This window comes from Novosphingobium pentaromativorans US6-1, assembly GCF_000767465.1.
Classification (GTDB): Bacteria; Pseudomonadota; Alphaproteobacteria; order Sphingomonadales; family Sphingomonadaceae; genus Novosphingobium; species Novosphingobium pentaromativorans.
The window spans coordinates 3,603,613-3,622,456 of the sequence record NZ_CP009291.1 but is presented as its reverse complement, the minus strand read 5'-3'; the positions used below and the strand labels follow the sequence as shown (position 1 = coordinate 3,622,456).

The 18,844-nt window shown below is 60.7% G+C and carries 16 protein-coding genes; 6 read left to right on the top strand and 10 right to left on the bottom strand.

Features of this window, described 5'->3' with window-relative positions:
- Positions 1-27: 27 nt before the first annotated feature.
- The 5 genes from JI59_RS17020 to JI59_RS16995 form a co-directional block, all read right to left on the bottom strand.
- Positions 28-1,041, bottom strand: coding sequence for an alpha-ketoacid dehydrogenase subunit beta (locus tag JI59_RS17020; RefSeq protein WP_007011423.1), 1,014 nt, complete (start codon positions 1,039-1,041; stop codon positions 28-30).
- Positions 1,038-2,081, bottom strand: a complete 1,044-nt coding sequence (locus JI59_RS17015; protein ID WP_007011424.1) for a thiamine pyrophosphate-dependent dehydrogenase E1 component subunit alpha — start codon at positions 2,079-2,081, stop codon at positions 1,038-1,040. Before JI59_RS17015 ends, JI59_RS17020 begins: the two co-directional genes overlap by 4 nt.
- Positions 2,082-2,155: 74 nt before the next feature.
- Positions 2,156-3,589 carry an aldehyde dehydrogenase family protein gene (locus tag JI59_RS17010; protein WP_007011425.1) on the bottom strand — a complete coding sequence of 478 codons (1,434 nt, stop codon included), beginning with the start codon at positions 3,587-3,589 and terminating at the stop codon, positions 2,156-2,158.
- 75 nt (positions 3,590-3,664) lie between these two features.
- Positions 3,665-5,236, bottom strand: a complete 1,572-nt coding sequence (locus JI59_RS17005; protein ID WP_038576445.1) for an AMP-binding protein — start codon at positions 5,234-5,236, stop codon at positions 3,665-3,667.
- A gap of 277 nt (positions 5,237-5,513) precedes the next feature.
- A complete protein-coding gene (locus JI59_RS16995; RefSeq protein WP_007011428.1) occupies positions 5,514-7,016 on the bottom strand; it encodes a class I adenylate-forming enzyme family protein in 1,503 nt (500 codons plus the stop codon).
- A 294-nt stretch (positions 7,017-7,310) separates the two neighbouring features.
- Between JI59_RS16995 and JI59_RS16990 the strand changes: the two genes are divergently transcribed.
- Both JI59_RS16990 and JI59_RS16985 read left to right on the top strand, forming a co-directional pair.
- Entirely contained in the window at positions 7,311-8,498 is a 1,188-nt protein-coding gene (locus JI59_RS16990; RefSeq protein ID WP_038576440.1) for an amidohydrolase family protein, read from the top strand.
- Entirely contained in the window at positions 8,495-9,478 is a 984-nt protein-coding gene (locus JI59_RS16985) for an alpha/beta fold hydrolase (RefSeq protein WP_160289739.1), read from the top strand. Before JI59_RS16990 ends, JI59_RS16985 begins: the two co-directional genes overlap by 4 nt.
- Here JI59_RS16985 and JI59_RS16980 read toward each other — a convergent pair.
- The 3 genes from JI59_RS16980 to JI59_RS16970 form a co-directional block, all read right to left on the bottom strand.
- Positions 9,475-10,233 (bottom strand): SDR family NAD(P)-dependent oxidoreductase, encoded by a 759-nt coding sequence (locus JI59_RS16980; protein ID WP_007011432.1) that lies wholly within the window; start codon positions 10,231-10,233, stop codon positions 9,475-9,477. The two genes, JI59_RS16985 and JI59_RS16980, sit on opposite strands and share 4 nt — an antisense overlap.
- Before the next feature lie 48 nt (positions 10,234-10,281).
- Positions 10,282-11,067: an SDR family NAD(P)-dependent oxidoreductase gene (locus JI59_RS16975; protein ID WP_007011433.1), complete on the bottom strand. Its 786-nt coding sequence runs from the start codon at positions 11,065-11,067 to the stop codon at positions 10,282-10,284.
- A 144-nt stretch (positions 11,068-11,211) separates the two neighbouring features.
- Positions 11,212-12,408, bottom strand: coding sequence for an amidohydrolase family protein (locus JI59_RS16970; protein WP_138921257.1), 1,197 nt, complete (start codon positions 12,406-12,408; stop codon positions 11,212-11,214).
- A 266-nt stretch (positions 12,409-12,674) separates the two neighbouring features.
- Between JI59_RS16970 and JI59_RS16965 the strand changes: the two genes are divergently transcribed.
- On the top strand, positions 12,675-13,508 hold the full coding sequence (locus JI59_RS16965; protein ID WP_160289738.1) for an acetoacetate decarboxylase family protein: 834 nt from the start codon (positions 12,675-12,677) through the stop codon (positions 13,506-13,508).
- The gene (locus JI59_RS16960) at positions 13,505-14,524 is read left to right on the top strand and encodes an NADP-dependent oxidoreductase (protein WP_038576436.1); all 1,020 of its coding nucleotides are present in this window, start codon (positions 13,505-13,507) and stop codon (positions 14,522-14,524) included. The genes JI59_RS16965 and JI59_RS16960 overlap by 4 nt, the downstream gene beginning before the upstream one ends.
- Before the next feature lie 69 nt (positions 14,525-14,593).
- Here the strand turns inward: JI59_RS16960 and JI59_RS16955 are convergent, their stop codons facing one another.
- Positions 14,594-14,914, bottom strand: coding sequence for a DUF4286 family protein (locus tag JI59_RS16955; protein WP_007011437.1), 321 nt, complete (start codon positions 14,912-14,914; stop codon positions 14,594-14,596).
- A gap of 219 nt (positions 14,915-15,133) precedes the next feature.
- Between JI59_RS16955 and JI59_RS16950 the strand changes: the two genes are divergently transcribed.
- Positions 15,134-15,928, top strand: a complete 795-nt coding sequence (locus tag JI59_RS16950; protein ID WP_007011438.1) for an enoyl-CoA hydratase/isomerase family protein — start codon at positions 15,134-15,136, stop codon at positions 15,926-15,928.
- 4 nt (positions 15,929-15,932) lie between these two features.
- Positions 15,933-18,089 (top strand): acetate--CoA ligase family protein, encoded by a 2,157-nt coding sequence (locus JI59_RS16945; RefSeq protein WP_007011439.1) that lies wholly within the window; start codon positions 15,933-15,935, stop codon positions 18,087-18,089.
- Between the two features lie 75 nt (positions 18,090-18,164).
- Here the strand turns inward: JI59_RS16945 and JI59_RS16940 are convergent, their stop codons facing one another.
- Complete coding sequence (locus JI59_RS16940) at positions 18,165-18,803, bottom strand: glutathione S-transferase family protein (protein ID WP_007011440.1); 639 nt, start codon at positions 18,801-18,803, stop codon at positions 18,165-18,167.
- Positions 18,804-18,844: the final 41 nt, after the last annotated feature.

Sequence of the window (18,844 nt, the reverse complement as noted above, 5' to 3'; positions counted from 1 at the left end):
GTTGCGATGCCGCTGCAGAAGCAGCCTTCACGCCTGCGCCATGGTTTCCCGTGCGGCCTGGGCAATGGCGTCCGCACTCAGAACATAAGCGTCCTCGAGATTCTTGGCGAAAGGCACGGGCGCATAGGGTGCGCCAAGGCGCATGACCGGTGCCTTCAGTCTGCCGAAGAGTTCGCTCATCAGCACGGCGGCGATCTCGGCGCCAACTCCGAATGCGCACACGGCCTCATGGGCGACGACCGCACGACCGGTTTTGGCGACGGACGCGATGACCGTTTCACGATCCCATGGAGAGATCGTGCGCAGATCGATCAGCTCTGCCGAGATTCCTTCCTCGGCCAATTGGTCGGCGGCCTTCTGCGCACGGACGAACATTTCGGCATAGCTGATGATCGTGACATCGCTGCCCTCGCGCACAACCTTGGCCTTGCCCAGCGGCACCGGTGCGATTTTCTCCGGAACCTCAGCTGAAGTACGGTTGGCGCGCATCGTCTCGATGAACAGGCACGGATCGGGGTCGGCAATGCAGGAAAGCAGCAACCCCTTGGCATCTGCCGGGTTTGACGGCGCCACGACTTTCAGCCCGGGCACGTGCGCGAACCACGCTTCCAGGAAGTCGGCATGCTGCCCGGCGGTCGAAAGGCCCGCCCCTGTCATCATGCGGATGGTGATCGGCACGCCGGTCTGTCCACCCGACATGAATCGCAGCTTCGCCGCGTGGTTGACGATCATGTCCATCGCTACCGTGGTGAAGTTCATCAACATGATCTCGGCCACGGGCTTGAAGCCCATCATCGAGGCGCCGATCGCTGCCCCGATAATCGCCTGTTCGGAGATCGGAGTTGACTTGACCCGGTCATCGCCGAACCGGGTGGAGAGGCCGCGGGTGATCCCCACGACGCCGCCGCCTTCGCGGTCAGCCACGTCCTCACCGAAAACAAGAACCTTGTCGTCGGCTTCCATCGCTTCGACCAGGGCCTCGTTCAGCGCCTGGATGAAACCCAGCTTGCGGGTCTTCTGGTTCGTCACGGTCTCGCTCATCGGCTCACTCCCGCACTGATGGACGCACTGATTGTGTCGTCCGCATAGACATCGCGCACCAGTTCCTCGACCGGCGGGCGTTCCGAATTGAGGGCGAACTGGATGGCCTCTTCGATTTCGGCGGCGATACCTGCTTCCATCTCCGCCAGCTCGGCTTCGCTGGCCACTCCACCCGCAATCAGCTTCGCACGGAAGGCAGGGACAGGATCGGCCTCCATCGCGGCCTTCTTGACTTCGGGATCCATGTAGAAATCGTCGTCACCGAAGACATGGCCGTGAAAGCGATAGGTGATACATTCGATCAGGGTCGGTCCCCCGCCTTCCCGCGCACGTTCGATCGCTTCCCATGCGGCGGCATGGACTGCGAACGGATCGTTTCCGTCAACAGTGACGCCGGGCATCGAATAACCTGCCGCGCGCTTCGAGATCTTGTCGACCGAGGTCGCGACGTCATAACGAGTATGCTCACCGAACTGATTGTTCTGACACACGAAAATGACCGGCAGTTTCCATACTGACGCCATGTTGAGCGATTCGTGGAACGCGCCGATATTGGAAGCGCCGTCACCGAAATAGGCGACCACCACCTGGCCCTTGCCCAAGAGCTTGGCCCCCCATCCGATGCCATTGGCAATCGGCATGGACGAGCCGACGATCCCCGTGGTCAGCATCGCACCGGAAGCCGGATGCGTGATATGCATAGGGCCGCCCTTGCCCTTGCACGTGCCTTCCACCCGCCCGGCGATTTCCGCCCAGAGCTGCTTGAGCGGCACCCCCTTGGCCAACATGTCATGCGTGCCGCGATAGATCGTGCAGATCTTGTCATCGGCATTGAGGTTCACCGAAATCGCCGAAGGTATGACTTCCTGACCGCGCGGCGAATAATAGGGCATCATCAGCCGACCCGAACGGATCGCCTTTCGAGCAGCCTCGTCATTCTGCATGATCAGCGTCATCCGCCGATAGATTTCAAGTTGCTTGGCGGCGTCCAGTACGCCGGCGTTTTCACGCCCCTCGGTATCTTTGCTTGCGGACATCATGATCTCCCAAATTTCTTTCGCGTGACCGTGCTGCGCTTGTCCGGCGACTGCCGGGAAGCCCTTTCGGGGTCCGGCTATTCGGCCGCCTGGGCGTACCCCAGCACCGCTTTGGTCTCGAGAAACTCTCCAAAGGCGTGTGCGCCCCATTCGCGGCCGTTACCCGATTGCTTGTAGCCTCCGAAGGGGGCACCGAAATCCGTACCGCTGCCATTGAGGACGACCTGGCCCGCGCGCAGTCGCGACGCGACCTTGCGGACATTGTCGATATCCGTTCCCTGGACATAGGCAGCCAGGCCATAAGGCGTATCATTGGCTATCCGGACCGCCTCGTCCTCGTCCCCGTAACCGATCACGACCAGCACCGGGCCGAAAATCTCTTCACGCGCGATCCGCATGTCGTTGGTGACATCTGCAAAGACAGTGGGTTTCACATAGTAGCCCGCGTCAAGGCCGTCAGGCCGACCGGTACCGCCTGTGACCAACGTTGCCCCTTCCTCGATGCCGGCCTGGATCAGGCCCTGGATCTTGTTCCACTGCACTTCGGAGACGACCGGCCCCATCTTCACATCGCCATTGGGATCACCGACGGTAAACGCCTCCGCCGTTGCCTTGGCTATGGCCTTGACCTCGTCCATTCGGCCATGCGGCACCAGCATCCGCGTAGGCGCGTTGCACGATTGGCCCGAATTCAGCATCATCGTGCTCACGCCACTGGCGACGGCACTCTGAATATCCGCATCGTCCAGCACGATATTGGGGGATTTCCCTCCCAGCTCCTGATGCACGCGCTTGATCGTAGGCGCGGCAGCGCGCGCAATCTCGATCCCTGCCCGGGTCGATCCGGTGAAGGAAATCATGTCGACGTCCGGGTGCGCGCTCAACGCCGCGCCGGCACCGGGGCCATCGCCATTGATCATGTTGAATACACCTGCAGGAACGCCCGCAGCGTCCATGATCTCAGCAAAGATCGCAGCGGAGAAAGGCGCGACTTCCGACGGCTTGAGCACCATCGTGCAACCCGTGGCCAGCGCCGGGGCGACCTTGCACGCAATCTGGTTGAGCGGCCAGTTCCACGGCGTGATGAAACCGCAAACGCCGATCGGCTCCTTCACCACTTGCGTCGTGCCCATGCTTTCCTCGAACGCGTAGGTTTCGAGCACCTTGCGCGCGGTGGTCAGATGGGCAAGCGCGAGCGTGGCCTGCGCCTTCTGCGCGAGCCAGGCAGGCGCGCCCATCTCTTCGGTCACAGCCTTCGCCAGATCCGGCAAGCGCTTCTGATATTCGGCGATCACCCGGTCCAGGAGCGCCATACGCTCCTCGCGGCTGGTTTGCGAGTAACTGTCGAACGCGCGTCGCGCTGCTGCAACGGCCTTGTCGACGTCCACGTCGCTGGCCAGCGCGATCGTGCCGCAGACCTGTTCGTCGGAAGGACGGATTACGTCCAGCGTCCCGGCCCCCTCCGGTTTTGTCCATTGACCGCCGATGTAGAATTCGCGGTAGGTGTACATGGTCATCCTCTCAATGGTAGCCTTTGGCATTGGTACAACATCAACTTGTCGTTCGCGAAGAGCGTCTATGTGCCACTATTCGGAATTTTCCAGATATCGTTTGCGCAGCTCACGCTTGAACAATTTCCCCGTGGCATCGCGCGGGAGGGCCCGCTCGAAATCGATCGAGCGCGGGCACTTGTGGGGTGCCAGCGATGCGAGGCAATAATCCGTGAGCTCCTTTGCGAAGTCCTCGTTCGCATTGGTCCAGTCGGCAGGCTGGACCACTGCCTTGACCTGCTCCCCCATATCGGGATCGGGCACTCCGAAAACGGCGGCATCCGCGACGCCGGGATGCATGATCAGGAGGTTCTCGGTCTCCTGCGGATAGATGTTCACACCGCCGGATATAATCATGAAACTCTTGCGATCCGTCAGGTAGAGATAGCCGTCTTCATCGACATAGCCGATATCGCCGAAGGTGAGCCAACCGGGATTGTCTGGATGGCGCGCATCCTTCGATTTTTCCGGATCGTTCAGATACTCGAACGTCTTTCCGCCGGAGAAATAGATCGCTCCGCTTTCGCCAACCGGCAATTCGCGGCCATCCTCCCCGCAGATATGGAACTTTCCGACCATCGGCCTGCCGACCGAGCCCGGCTTGCGTAACCATTCATGGCTGTCGATCAGCGTCGATCCGGCATTTTCCGATCCACCATAGATCTCATGCAGGATCGGTCCCAGCCATTCGATCGCGGCGCGCTTGGCATCGATCGGACAGGGCGCCGCCGAGTGAATCACCGCCTCCAACGACGAGTGGTCATAGCTTTCGCGCACGGCCTCGGGCAATTTGAGCATGCGGATCAGCATGGTGGGCACAAATTGCGCGCGCTTGACCTTGTAGCGGTCGATCGCCGCCAGCACCTTTTCCGCGTCGAACTTGTCGAACAGCAAGACGGTGCCGCCATTCCTCAGCTCCGCAAGTGCAAAGGCCAGTGGCCCGGCATGATAGAGCGGCGAGGACAGAAGAAAAATCGATCCCGGCTCGACCGAATAGCGGTTGCCGTGCAGCTTGGCATAAGCATGTTCTTCGTCAAACGGGCCTTCCGGCAATGGGTGACGCACCCCCTTGGGCCGCCCTGTCGTGCCCGATGAATAGACCATCGGCGCGCCGGTCGAGGGATCGTCAATCATCGCATCGGGCATTGCCGCGCTTGCCGTTTCCCAGCGCTCGATCCCGTCGACATCGTCATAGAGACAATAGACATGGCGGACATTGGGGCAAAGTGCCTCGATATCCTTAGCGAGCGCGACAGCTTCGGCTATCGAGGCGTCCACAATCAGGACCTGCGCCGCACTGTCGCCCACGATATAGGCAGCCTCGGCCTTCTTCAGGCGCACCGGCAATGGCACCATGTAAAGCCCGGAGCGCTGCAATGCGAGGTTGATTTCCAACACCCGCGCATTGTTGCGCGACCACAGCGCAAAGGTGTCTCCCCGCTTGAGGCCCAGCGAGCGAAGCAATTGGGCATCCCGTCTGGTAGCCGTCTCCAGAGCGGCGTAAGTCAGTTCCTCGCCGCTCTCGACGCTGATCACAGCCGTCATGTCGGGGTGGGACATCGCCCAGTGGCTGGGATGGACACTCGGTGCTTGCGTAGGATTGTTCATGCGAAGCGGCCTTGATGCGCGTGAATGACGATGGGCAGACGACTGCCAGAGGCAGCGCGCTTCCCTGGCCAGGCGAAGGAACACCGAGCGATCCGCTTGAATGCCGGTGCACCGTAGCCCGAAACCATCAGCGCCGTCTCATCGATTGGATTTCCTTGCCTCGCCGTCATGGGCCTGATCGTCTCGCGCGCAGCGCGAACGTCGACCTTCATATCATGGATGTCTTGGACATACGCCCACGATTGCCCCTTGCGGGCGGATGCGATGGAAGCGACGCTCATCCCGAAACCTCGCCCGCCAGAATCTCGCGCAGTGCGGGCTGATCCACCTTCAGCGAGGGCGTGCGCGGAAACTCGTCCAGGCGCCTGATCCGAACGGGCACCTGATAAGGGAGCAGCCGCTCCTTGAGCCAGCTGCGAAAGGCGTCCTCCTCTGGAAGCTCCGCGCCGGTACGCGCCAGCCATCCGGCCACCGGCACTTCGCCCAACCGGCGATCCTTGATACCTACGACCGCCGCCTCGCGCACCGCGGGATGCGACTGCATCGCCTTGACAATATCGTCCGGCATGATCTTGAACCCGCCGCGCACGATCACGCCGTCGTGCCGCCCTCGCAGAAAAAGGAACCGATCTTCATCCACTACCGCCAGATCGGTCGTGCGGATCCACTCGACCCCATCCTTGATGTTCGGCGCGCGCAATTCGAGCAAGCCTTGCTCGCCCGGCGGCAGGACCTGTCCGCTCTCAGGGTCGACAGCATGCGCCTCGACGCCCTTGTTCAAGCGTCCCACGCTTCCGCGCTTGGCTTTCCAGTGGGCCTTGAAATCGTCCATCGTCCAACCGGCAACCCCGCCCGCGAACTCGGTCGCACCATAGTTCTGGAGCACTGGGATTGCATAACGATCGTAAAATGCATCGGCCAGATCGGGATCGAGCGGCGCGGTGCCGGTGCGGAAGGCCGCAAGGCTGGCGAAGTCCTCCTTGGGAATATTCGCATCGAAGATCATGCGTAGCGCTGCGGGCGGCGCACTGACCACCTTGGGCCTGTGCCGCATGATCGCGCCATGAAAATGCGCAAGGTCGAACTTGTCGATCAGGCAGATCTGGCGACCGGCAAGGAAATTGTTCATCAACCCGATGAGCCCCGCGATGTGCGCAAGCGGTGCCGTCTGCAGATGTACGCCCTTGCGCAGTCGAGGAGGCGAATCCGGATCGCGCCCCTTTTCGTACTGCATGGCACCCATCAGCGCCTTTTCGAAATTCTTCCTGCCGAGGGGAATGCGCTTGGGCGTGCCGGTTGTCCCGCTGGATAGCATTTCGATGACAATGCCGGGCGCGACCGGCTTGGACGCGATGCTGGCTCCGCCCTTTTCAACGAGACTGACCGTCTGGCCCTCAATCGCAATGATTGCGGCTCCGGTATCACGCGCCGCAGCACGCACTGGCTCGCGCGCGATGTCGGCCGCCGTGCCGATCAATACGGGTACGGCATCCCTGCCGAGATCGTCGACCAGCTTTGCATCGGGCGAAGATGCATTGAAAGTGGCCAGGCACAGGTTGGACGAGAACAAACTGAGCAGCACCGGGACCAGATCGCCCTGATTGCGCAACAGAACGCCCACCCTCGTATCCGGAGCAAGGTCCATGCCAGCGAGAAGCGAGCTGATCCGACCGCTGACATGCGCTAGTTCACCATAGGTCGCCCAGCGTTCATCATATTCGATCGCGTTGGCCGCTGGATCGATATGCAATACCTGTGGTATGATATCTGCAAGGTTCATTGAAACCCTTCGCTGTATTTACTTTTCGCGATCCATGCCCGGCAATTCGAAAACAGCGCGGACGCTGGCACCTCTCGCTTTCAGCTAGCTCAATTGCGCACCGAATTGCAACAACAGGTTGAGTTTTGGTGCCAGAACCGGCCGATATATGTATTCCGCAGGCCTCGCATGCTGGTCGACAGGGCAGATTCTGCCTTCCAGACCACGCAAAACTCCTTGCGCACAGCAATGAATTATCTCTATGCGAGGGTCAAGAAAGTCAGCTGAAGCCGACCAAACCCCGGAGAGACCAAGATGAGCAGACTGCCCTTTCCTGTGTATGATGCGGACAATCATCTTTACGAGCCCGAAGAAGCATTTACCCGATATTTGCCGGCTCGCTACGCCAACGATTTCTATTTCGCAGAGGTCAAGGGGCGAAAGAAGCTGGTCATCAACGGCCAGTTGTCAGCCTATATTCCCAACCCCACGTTCGAGGTCGTTGCAGCGCCGGGCGCCTACGAAACCTGGTATCGGGGCGAAAACAAAGACAATTTGACCCTGCGTGAAATGACCGGCAAGCCGATCCGCCCCCCCGAGGAATGGCGCAGCGGCGAAGGGCGACTCAAGACCCTGGACAAGCACGGCATCCACGCCGCCATGATTTTCCCGACACTTGCTTCGGTGATCGAGGAAAGGCTGGGTCATAAGGCCGGCGTGGCGCCCGCCCTTTTCCATTCGCTTAACCAATGGCTTGACGACGAATGGGGATTTGCCCGCGAAGACAGGCTGTTCTCCGTCGGCATGGTCAATCTGTCCGACGTCGACGCCGCCGTTGCCGAAGTCGATTACCTGATCTCGCGGGGCGCGCGCGCAATCGCCATACGACCTGCTCCGGTACCACTGCAGGTCGGCAGCACATCGTTCGGATATGAGCAATTCGACCCCTTCTGGGCACGGTGTGCGGAAGCGAACCTGCTGGTCTGCCTGCATGCGTCTGACAGCGGATACGACAGGATCACGAAATGGTGGACCGGCGGCCAGGGCGAGTTCGAGGCCTTTACCCGCAATGCCTTCTCGGAAACGATGGACTTGCTGGGACGTCCCATCGCGGATTCGATGTCGGCGCTGATCTGCCATGGGGTGTTCAAGCGCCATCCCAATCTTCGGGTCGCCTCTGTCGAAAATGGTTCATCCTGGCTCGTACCTCTGATCAAGAGGCTGGAAATGGCCTACGGGCGCCTGCCAGGCCAATTTCACGAGCATCCGCGCGACACGTTCGAGCGCCACATCTTCGTCGCCCCATTCTACGAGGACGACCTCGACGAAGTGAAATCCGTGCTACCGGTGGAACGCATCCTTTTCGGAAGCGATTTCCCGCACCCTGAGGGAACCCACGAGCCGCTTGACTATGTCAAGGAATTCGACAGCCTTACAGCCGAAGAACAAGAAAAAGTGTTCAGTTCGAACCTGAAGAGACTGCTGGAAGGCAAGCGGGATTGAGCCGGTATCGGGCCGAATTGGTGCGTCAGGCATCTTCCATCACAGGTGCAAGCGGCCTGCCTGCTCCTCCGGACAAATTCGGCCCGCTGGCCCCCTTCGGCGGCGTTCGCCCTCCGGCACCGTCCTGGTTCAGATCGGCTCTCGAAGCCGAACCCGAGAGGCTGCGAGTCGGACCGTACGATGCCGAAACACTGGTGTGGGGTGAGATCGGCCGCCAGGGGATCCTGCTCGTCCACGGTGCCGGTGGCCACGCGCTTTGGTGGGCAGGAATCGCCAGCCAGCTTGGAGCAGATTACCGGGTGGCTGCCGTCACGGTAACGGGGCTCGGCGGCGGCGATTCGCTGGACGTTTATTCAAGCGCAATGCAAACCGAGGAACTGCTCGCGGCATCTGAAGCGGCTGGCCTTGGCGCATCCGGCAGGCGCCCCCTTCTGGTCGCTCATAGCTTTGGCGGCATTGTTTCGAGCGCTGTGCTCCAACGTGCGCCCGATGCATTCGACGGCATGATCCTGGTCGATTCAGCGGTCAGGAGCGCAATGCACGAGATATCCGTCCAGCCCAGATCTGCGCCGCGAACCTATTCCGATCTTGCGGCGGCACTGGCCCGGTTTCGGCTGAAACCCGCGCAAGACTGCGGCAATCTGTTCCTGCTCGACCATGTGGCCCGGGCATCGCTCAAGAAGCAGGCCGATGGTTGGTCCTGGCGTTTCGACCCCCGCTTCCTGCACAAGGCAGCGCTTGACGATGCATGGCCCTTGCTGGCAGCCCCGCCCTGCCCGATCGCCTGCATTTATGGCGAGCGCTCATCGCTGATGACAGCAGAGCGCATTGCGATGCAAAAGAGCCATATGCCTGCCGGCACGCCCTTCATCTGCATACCGGAGGCAGGGCATCATCTGATGCTGGACCAGCCACTCGCCTTTCTGGCTGCCCTCCAGGATCTTGTCGGCAACTGGCCTCCAAATGCCGACGAATGCTAGGCGTTCAATCCACCGTTGATGCTGATGATCTGGCCGGTAATCCTGGCGGCGCCTTCACCGCACAGAAACACGACGATCGGCGCAATATCACCAGGCGCAGGAAGCCCCAGCCCGGCGCGCTTTTGTGCGGTCTCGGCCCGACCCGCTTGCGCGAGCGCCTCGAACACGGGCGTATCCCTGACGAAGGTTGGCGCAATGCCATGCACGCGAACCCCATCGCGCGCCACTTCCATCGCGAGATTGCGAATGAACGTCATGACCCCGCCAGCGGTTGCCGCCACGAGTGACTGACGCGGTGCTGCAAACCGTCCCGCATCCGAGGTAAAGGCAATGATCGTGCCGCCCTGACGCGCAAGAAAGGGTAAGGAAGCCGCACACAGACGCTGAAACCGGGCGAGCCCATTGTCTACGAGCTGCGTGTAGCGTTCCGGGTCGGTTGTGGCGAATGGACCGGTAATGCCCTTTCCACCCTTCCCCGACGTGGCACAATGAATGACGGCGTCCAGGCGGCCGGCCCTGTCAGCAACCGAAGCGATGGCTTTCTCCATCGCATTGGGCTGATCGAAATCGGCTGGCACAGCCATGAGTTGCGCTCCGGGACACTCGTCCTTCAAGCGATCGATCAGTGCCTGAACCGTCTCCCCGCGTGAACCGTGGACCGCGACGGTAGCGCCCGTCGCGGCTGCCTGGCGGGCGATCTCCGAACCGATCCCGCCAGTCGCACCGGTAATCAGGACGACCTCTCCAGCTTTCATGCCGGAGCGCCTTGCGCGTCAGCCATTGTCTTTCGACGCCGTCCGGCCTCAGGCCGCAACATAACCGCCATCGACCGGCAGAGCGACGCCCGTGATATTGCGCGCCTGATCGGAGGCAAGGAACAGCGCCGCATTGGCGGTATCTTCCGGCGCGATCGGACGTCCCAGCGGATGTTGCTGTCCATATCTCGCTTCCAGTTCGGGAGTAATCTCTCGCGTTGCGCCCTCGGCCTGGCCGAAATTGGTGATCATACCGGCCGGGCAGACCGTGTTCACCCGAATGCCCTTGGAAGCAAATTCAATGGCGAGACCGCGAGTCAGCTGGATTCCGGCAGCCTTGGTGGCGCCGTACAGCGTACCGCCCCAACCGACCATGCCCGCTACCGAGCCGGTGTTGACGATCACGCCCTCTCCGTCGTCCTGCTTGAGGAACTGGCGGATGGCCGCGCGGCAGCCATAGAACATGCCGCGAAAGTTGACGTCGGCAAGCCGGTCATATTCGGCATCGTCGATATCCATGAAACCGGGGGGCGGCCCGCCGCCTGCCTTGTTGCTGGAAATTCCGACATTGTTGTAGATCACGTCAAGTCGACCATAGGCATCCACCGCTGCCTGCACGGCCGCATTGACCTGATCCACATTGCTGACATCGCAAGTTACCGCCTGCGCCGGGAACCCTTCACCGGTCACGAGCGCGACTGTCTCATCGACCCTGGCGCGCACCACGTCGGCGCAAATCAGTTTGGCGCCATTCCGCGCGAAAATCAGCGAAGCGGCCCGCCCCACGCCGGAGCCGGCCCCCATGATGACGACCGACTTGTCTTTAAGCAGCATTTGTCTCTCCCATTGTCGCTCTTTGCCGGGAACGCGGCATCTTTCGCATATTCCACTAACTCTTTATGATGCCGCGATCAGCCAGGCAGTGCCAGCACTTTCGCACCGGTACTGCCCTTTCCCTTCGGCTGAGCGTCGATTCGATCAGATATTGAACAGCGAGCGAGCCCGATCGCAGAGGATCATGCGTCGCTCATCTTCAGGCACGCCTTCGAACAATTCCGCGATTTTCTGCTGAGAATTCGGGAATGTCGTTTCCGAGTGCGGATAATCGGAAGACCACATGATGTTGCGGGCACCGGGCTGGTTGCGCGAAAGCACACCGGCACGGTCATGGATGAACGAGCCATAGACATTCCTGTCCATGTAATAGCTCGGCGGATGCGGCAGGTCGCTGTTCATCCAGAAGCGCTGCTTTTCCCAGGTTTCATCCATGTAGTTGGTAGCAAAGGCAAACCAGCCGACGCCGCTTTCGATGGAAGCCAGCTTCAGTTCCGGGAAGCGCTCGAATACCCCGCCGAATATCATGATCGCGATCGTTTCGCCCATACTGAATTTCGACATCAGCATGTCCGGGAAGAAATGCCTCGGCTGATTGAAGCGCACCGGACGACCGCCCAGGTGAATGGTCACAGGAATGCCCAGATCGCACAAGGTCTTCCACAGCGGATCGAATTCCGGGTCCGAATAGAGCTTTTCGGAATTGGGATCGCCTGTCAGGGCAACCATCTGTGCCTTGCCCGGCTCGCGTCCGCCGTTGAGCATTGCGTGCTTGATCATCGGAAAAGCTGGAATATTGACCGCCTTGAGACCCATCGCCACGCATTCGCGAATGATCGAAATCGCCACATCCAGATCGTGCATCGGAACATAGCCGACACCGGCAAAACGGTTCGGCGCCACCTTGCAGAAGTCCGCAAGCCAGCGATTGTACGAACGGAAGCTTTCCACATAGAGCTCCATGTTCGCCGTACCGAGCGGCCCGCCGCCGAAAAGCACGGCGGCGTCAATTCCATCCGTGTCCATGTCTTCGAGGCGCGCGTGAGGCATCCATCCGCCGCTGCGCGCATCGTTGACGCGGCCGTGCATCTTGAAATCCTTGCCCTGACGCCCAGCCTGCGAACCGATGAGGTTCAACTTCTTTCGGTTCCCTTCGAATACGACATAGTCGCAATCCTCACCATGTTCGATCCTGGGCGCAAATTCCTTCAGGGACTCGGGAAGATAATCGACCCACATCTCTGACGGAGGGGTAACATGTGCATCGGCATCGACGATCTGAATCTTGTGTTCTGTCGTATTTTGAGTGCCTTGGTCGGGGGAAGCGACTTGCGTTGCCATCATTCTCTCCTGTAAATTTTTTGGATTCCCGAGCGTCTTTGTCCGCTCCTTTGACTCGACACTTACCGCATCCTCGGGGCTTGAAGCAATTACCTCTATTGCTTTTCGCCGTCTTCGCCGTCCTGATTTTGGGTTCCGATACCCTTATGACAATGATATCAGGTTCGAACAAAGGCGAGCCTTCCGACACAAGCGTGCGATCGCAATTTGCAGCACAGGTCGGGACGGCAGGCGCTACGATAAATCAATTCGAGAGGAAATTTGCCATGGGATTCGTAAGAACTCGAGATGAAATCGCCAGAATCCAGAAATTGCTGACAGACATCGAGTTCCGTGGCGGCAGATACATCGGCGTCGAATTCGAAAGCGAGCCCGACTTCATCGAATCGGTGTTGCCCCCCGGCCTGGAGCCGCGCGGCAACAACATCATGACCGCTGCGATCTTCGATTTCGAAGGTGGATCGGCTGGCCCCTTCACGGGCGCCGCGATCTATGTCGCCGCCCGGCATGGCGACATCCTCGGAAAATACACGATGTGCATGTTCATGAACAACGACAATGCGATGATGTTCGGACGCGATATCTTCGGCGAACCCAAAAGGCTCGCCTATGTGGCGTTCAACGCAAATGAGAAGCAGGGCGGCGGCCATGTCGATCGCGGTACCGCCCGCCTGATCGAGATCGACGCGACGTTCGACAACGATCTCAGCCTCGATCCGGCAGTCGACATCGATTTCAACTACAAGGCCAGCCTGGCCCCCGACGGGGTCGGCCTTGCCGGAGACGCCATCCTGACATTTTCGGAATTGTCCATGGCCCCCATGACCTTCCGCAGCGGCACGGCCAACCTCGCCTTCAACGGCACGGTCCATGATCCGCTACACGAAATTCCCGTGAAGAAGATCGTCGGAGCCCATTATCTCCATTCCAACTTCGGCGCCAAATGCCGCGAACTGGCGCGGATCCCGGGCGACGATTTCCTGCCCTACGCTTATGGCCGCTATCCCGACTGGAGCGTTCTGGCCGATGCAAACCATGCGGAAACGGCGGGCACCCGACCGATTTCCGAAGTCCTTGTCGGATCGGACAGCGTCCGATGAGCAACATCAACCGTCAGTGGCTACTGAAACGCCGACCTACGGGACCGGTCGTGCGGGAAGATTTCGAGTACCGCGAAGATCCCGCACCGACCGCCGACACGCTGGCCGACGGCGGCCTTATCCTGCGCAACAAGGCGTTCCTCTGTGCGCCGACGATGCGCAACTGGATGGAAGCGCCGGGCAACAGCCTCTATCCCAGCATTCCCATCGGCAGCGCCATCATGGCGCCTGCCGTGTGTGAAGTGGTCGCCTCGAGGCGGGACGACGTGCCCGTCGGAACACGCGTAATGGCAATCACAAGCTGGCAGGATTTCCAGCAAGTCGACACCTCTCATGATGTGACGCCCATCCCTGACTGGATGGGAGATGTCGACGCACTGGGTCTTTACGGCATCAACGGTGTCACGGCCTACATCGGCATAACGCGCATCGGACGGCCCAAGGCCGGCGAAACAGTGGTCGTGTCCGGTGCCGCGGGCTCGACCGGCGTCACCGCCGCGCAAGTCGCCAAGGCACTTGGATGCCGCGTGATCGGCATCGCAGGCGGCAAGCGGAAATGCGACTGGCTGATCGAGGAGATCGGACTGGATGGCGCGGTCGATTACCGTGCCGGCGACGTTCAGGGGCAACTGGCGCAACTCTGCCCGCAGGGGATCGACGTGTTCTATGACAATGTCGGTGGCGAAATCCTGCAAGCGGCGATCGAGAACATGGCAGTCTTCGGGCGGATCGTATTATGCGGCCAGATTGCCAGCTACAATGACGATGGGCCCGTTCCCGGGCCAACCAACATGATGCGCCTTATCTATGGCAATATCCGCATGGAAGGATTTCTGTGCCTTGCCTACGCAGATGTCTTTCCGGAAGCGCGGGAAAAGCTTCGTGAATGGAAGGAAGCGGGCCGGATGATCCACCGTGAGGATGTGCGGCCCGGTTTCGAGAAACTACCGGAAACCTACAACGCATTGTTCGACGGCAGCAATTCCGGCACTTTGATAGGCATTGTCGAGGAATAGCGCGTTACGCCAGGCGAACGCTTCGAACCCGGCGCTGGTGGCGACAATCGATCGACGCCGCCAGCGCCCCTATTTCTGGAACGATGCGAGAGCCTCATAGACTATCGCCTTGGGGTTCGGGCCCAGCGCATCGCTCATGTAGATCTTGCCCGCGGCCACATGCGCACGCAGTTCAGCCATAGTTGCATCAGCATCGCCATCGATATCATAGACCGCGAGATAGCTATATTCACCTGCATCCCTGGGATCGTGAATCTTCATTCGGCGCGCGCCGGTGAAGCCCGGAACCGCGCAAACTTCCCTCAGGTGCTGCTCGTTATACCAGCTATTGTATTCATCTTCCTTCCCATCGGCGGGATTGGTGTAGACGACCAGATGATACTTGCCCAAAATCGCTCTCCCAATAATGCCTACGGACTGACACGCCCCGGAAGTTCGGCCGCATGCGGCCGGCCGACTGCTGTCGGCGCGGTTTTCCCGCCGCGCTCATTTTCATTTTTCGAAGACCTCTAATGTTCACACTTCTTGCAGTACGCAACGCCACAGTCTAGGGCAAATGTGATAAGATGACGAAAAGAGATTACTCATTGATCCGTCAGAGGGGATGTCATGACTATATACGATAGCTACGAAAACCTCGAGATCACCCAGGACGGTGCCGTATTGACCGTCTCGCTGAACAATCCGCCCATGAACCCCATATCGGGCGCACGGCACCGCGAGCTCTCGACCATTTTCCAGGACGTGAACCGTGACGACAGCGTAAAGGTGATCGTCCTTACCGCCCCCGGCGAGGTCTTTTCCGCCGGTGGCGACGTAAAGGCGCTTGCCAAGAGACTCGAGGACAAGGATTTCGACAGCTGGCCGCAGACGATGGTTGAGGCAGTCGACATCATTTACTCGCTGGTCAACTGCCGCAAGCCGATCGTCGCCAGGATCAACGGCAATTGCCTGGGGCTCGGCGCGTCGGTGTGCCTGCTTTGCGACATTACCGTCATCGTCGACGATGCCGTCATCGGCGATCCTCACGTGAAGATCGGGCTGAGCGCCGGCGACGGCGGGGCACTGATCTGGTCGCAGCATGTCGGCTTCATGCGCGCCAAGGAGTATCTCCTTACGGGTGACAATGTGCCCGCAAAAGTCGCAGCGGAGATAGGCCTGGTCAATCATGCCGTGCCGCGCGACCAGCTTGATGCCAAGGTCGACGAAATCGTGCAGAAGATCGCAAGGTTGCCCGGGCCCGCCGTCCAGGCGACGAAGATCACGATGAACCGGGTGCTTCACCGCAATCTCGACGGCCTGGTCGAGGCCTCGCTGGGCCTCGAAACCTGGGCCTTCATGGGTGCCGAGCACCGCGAGGCGGTGTTCGCGCTTCGCGACCGGTGGGCGCGCAAGAGAGGCTGAGATCATGGCCGCGACAGGCAGAGACACGCTTTACAGCCACGCCCAGATGGCACGGCTGTGCGCTCCCAAATCGGTCGCGATCGTCGGGGCATCGCCGCGCGCAGGATCGTTCGGGGCGAATGTGCGGGACAATTGCGCCGGCTACGAAGGCGAGCTCTATCTGGTCAATCCCGGCTACGAAGAGATCGACGGTCAGCGCTGCTATCCCTCTCTGGCTGCCCTGCCCGTAGTCCCGGACAGCGTCGTGGTGACGGTCAAGCGCGAACTGGTGCAACCGGTCATCGAAGAATGCGTGGAACTCGGCATCGGCGGCGCGATCATCTTTGCCTCCGGCTTTGCCGAAGTCGGCATCGCACAACGCGCCGAAGAGCAGCGCAGACTGGTCGAGATCGCGCGCAAGGGCGGCGTGCTGATCGCCGGGCCGAACACGGTCGGCTCTTCGAACTTCGTCAACGGCGCCCTGCTGACCTTCTCGCCCGACATGCTGATTCTGCCGCCAACCAACAAAGCCGCCATCGGCGTCGTCAGCCAGTCAGGCGCCGTCGGCTATTCGCAGTCGCAGGCGATGCACCACGGCGCGAACCTTTCGCACATGCTGGTGTGCGGAAACAGCGCCGACGTCGATATCGCCGACTATGTCGGCTACCTCGCAGAAGAGCCAAGCTGCCACGCGATCGTGTGCATGATCGAGGGCATGGACGATCCCAACCGGCTCGTCACGGCGGCGAAAAAGGTGCGCGATTCGGGCAAGCCGCTGATCCTGTTCAAGGCCGCGCGCGGCGAAATCGGCGCGGCAGCCGCGATGTCGCACACCGGATCGATGGCCGGATCGCACAAGTCCTATGTCGCCGCGCTCGAAGCGGTCGGCGCGATCTTCATCGACGATCAGGATGCCTTGCTAGACACGGCAGCATTCCTCGCCAAGGCGGGGACGCCGAGTTCGGATGGCGTGGCGATCATCACCGCTTCCGGCGGCTGGGGCATTATCTGCGCCGACCATGCGGAGGATGCCGGTATTGCGCTTCCGCCCCTGCCAGCTCAAACGCACGAGACGCTCGCCGGGCTCATCCCGGAATTCGGCGCCGTCGCCAATCCGTGCGACGTGACTGCGCAGATCCTGGCTAACCGCGAATCCTTCGCCAAGGCTGCGGGCTCCATGCTGCAGGAGGACTGCTACGGCCTGCTGGTCTTCCCGCAGACATGGACGACAAAGCGCAACGAGCCGGCCTATGAACGCATGTTCGAAGCCGTGGGCGATGTTGCGCGCGAACATGGCAAGGTCGCCTGCATGATCTGGACTTCCGGCTGGCTCGAAGGGCCAGGGGTGGCTGCCGCGGAGCGCAACGATTCGGTGGCCGTGTTCCGTTCGGCTCGCCACTGCTTCAACGCCATTGCCATCTGGCACAAGCGTGCGGCAGCGATAAAGGCTCAGGGCGCCGCGCCTGCCAGCCACCTCTCCCCCGAAACGGCTGCGTCGAATGTGAAGGCGATGCTTCAGGGCGCACCTGACAAGGTGATCGGCGAACGCAGCGCAAAGGCAATGCTGAGCGCCTATGGCGTCTCGGTGGTCGGCGAACGCACCGCGGCCACGGCGGAAGACGCCGCAAAAGCCGCCAGCGAAATGGGCTTTCCCGTGGTGGTGAAGGTCGAATCGCCCGACGTCCCTCACAAGTCCGAAGCCGGCGGTGTACGCCTCAATCTCAATTCGGAAGCCGAGGTGTTGGCCGAGGGCAAGGCGGCGCTGGAAGCAGTCGCCGCCTATGCACCCGATGCGCGGATCGACGGCCTGCTGGTGCAGACCATGCTGGGCCGCGGCGTCGAAATGCTGGTCGGTTCCACGCGCGATGCGCATTTCGGCCCGATGATCGTGGTTGGCCTCGGCGGCGTTCTGACGGAAATCATGGCCGATGTTGCGCTGCGCCCGGCGCCCGTATCCGTCAGTCAGGCGCGCGCGATGATCGCTGAGCTGCGCGGCCGCGCCATTCTCGATGGCGCCCGCAACCTGCCCAAGGTCGATATCGAGGCTTTGGCAGAAGCCGTCGCGCGCGTGTCGGAGCTGGCTTTCGACCAGCGCAACGAGATCGCGGAAATCGACGTCAACCCGCTGATCTGCGACGGCGATCGCATCGTCGCCGCCGATGCGCTCATCATACGCGGCTGAGGAAGGCCGCAATGGAACCAAGCCGGACAGCGAGGAGATTTGCCTGGCTGCCCGACTTGGGGAAACCTTGGAAAATCAGGACGGGCGCGTCGCCTGAGGCCCTGCGATCTCCATCGCCCGTTTCCAGGCAGGCCGTTCCATGAGGCTTTGCGCATAGCGCTGCATGTTCGGATAGCCATCCAGCGCATTGTCCGGGCTCATCATCGGTAGTGTCGTGACGGCGAATCCGGACATCAGATCGGCCAGCGTGAATGTATCGCCGGCAAGGAACTCTCGGTTGGCGAGATGTTCGTCCATCTGACGATACAAGCCTTGCAGACGCCGCCTTGCGACCTTGCCGATGATGCCGCCATCCTGCCCCGTGCCGGAACTTTTCATCGCGGCCAGAACGAAGAAGCTGGTCAGGATGTTGTTGTTGAACTGAAGCCAGTAAAGATAATCGGCGAAATCATCGGAAGCCGGATCGACGGTCAGCCTGCCGCTACCGTGCTTGTGTGCGATGTACTGGATGATGGCAGTCGATTCGGCGAGGACCTTATCACCATCACGGATCACCGGCGCCATCGACGCCGGATGCAGCGCAAGATAGTCCGCCGGTGCCAGCCCATCCTCACCGCGATCGAACCATTCGAGCTGGTATGGCAGGCCGAGCTCTTCCATCAGCCACACGATGCGATCCGATTGGGAAACGCCCAAATGATAGATGGTGATCATGCCGGAAGCTCCAGCAAGCGCATTTCGCTTTTCAACATTAC

What these genes read in the sequence shown, in the direction of transcription:
- JI59_RS16995 (WP_007011428.1), bottom strand. Translation starts at nt 7,016, where the DNA reads ATGAACCTTGCAGATATCATACCACAGGTATTGCATATCGATCCAGCG.
- JI59_RS16990 (WP_038576440.1), top strand. Translation starts at nt 7,311, where the DNA reads ATGAGCAGACTGCCCTTTCCTGTGTATGATGCGGACAATCATCTTTAC.
- JI59_RS16970 (WP_138921257.1), bottom strand. Translation starts at nt 12,408, where the DNA reads ATGGCAACGCAAGTCGCTTCCCCCGACCAAGGCACTCAAAATACGACA.
- JI59_RS16980 (WP_007011432.1), bottom strand. Translation starts at nt 10,233, where the DNA reads ATGAAAGCTGGAGAGGTCGTCCTGATTACCGGTGCGACTGGCGGGATC.
- JI59_RS17015 (WP_007011424.1), bottom strand. Translation starts at nt 2,081, where the DNA reads ATGATGTCCGCAAGCAAAGATACCGAGGGGCGTGAAAACGCCGGCGTA.
- JI59_RS16945 (WP_007011439.1), top strand. Translation starts at nt 15,933, where the DNA reads ATGGCCGCGACAGGCAGAGACACGCTTTACAGCCACGCCCAGATGGCA.
- JI59_RS17005 (WP_038576445.1), bottom strand. Translation starts at nt 5,236, where the DNA reads ATGAACAATCCTACGCAAGCACCGAGTGTCCATCCCAGCCACTGGGCG.
- JI59_RS17020 (WP_007011423.1), bottom strand. Translation starts at nt 1,041, where the DNA reads ATGAGCGAGACCGTGACGAACCAGAAGACCCGCAAGCTGGGTTTCATC.
- JI59_RS16950 (WP_007011438.1), top strand. Translation starts at nt 15,134, where the DNA reads ATGACTATATACGATAGCTACGAAAACCTCGAGATCACCCAGGACGGT.
- JI59_RS16975 (WP_007011433.1), bottom strand. Translation starts at nt 11,067, where the DNA reads ATGCTGCTTAAAGACAAGTCGGTCGTCATCATGGGGGCCGGCTCCGGC.
- JI59_RS16960 (WP_038576436.1), top strand. Translation starts at nt 13,505, where the DNA reads ATGAGCAACATCAACCGTCAGTGGCTACTGAAACGCCGACCTACGGGA.
- JI59_RS16940 (WP_007011440.1), bottom strand. Translation starts at nt 18,803, where the DNA reads ATGATCACCATCTATCATTTGGGCGTTTCCCAATCGGATCGCATCGTG.
- JI59_RS16965 (WP_160289738.1), top strand. Translation starts at nt 12,675, where the DNA reads ATGGGATTCGTAAGAACTCGAGATGAAATCGCCAGAATCCAGAAATTG.
- JI59_RS17010 (WP_007011425.1), bottom strand. Translation starts at nt 3,589, where the DNA reads ATGTACACCTACCGCGAATTCTACATCGGCGGTCAATGGACAAAACCG.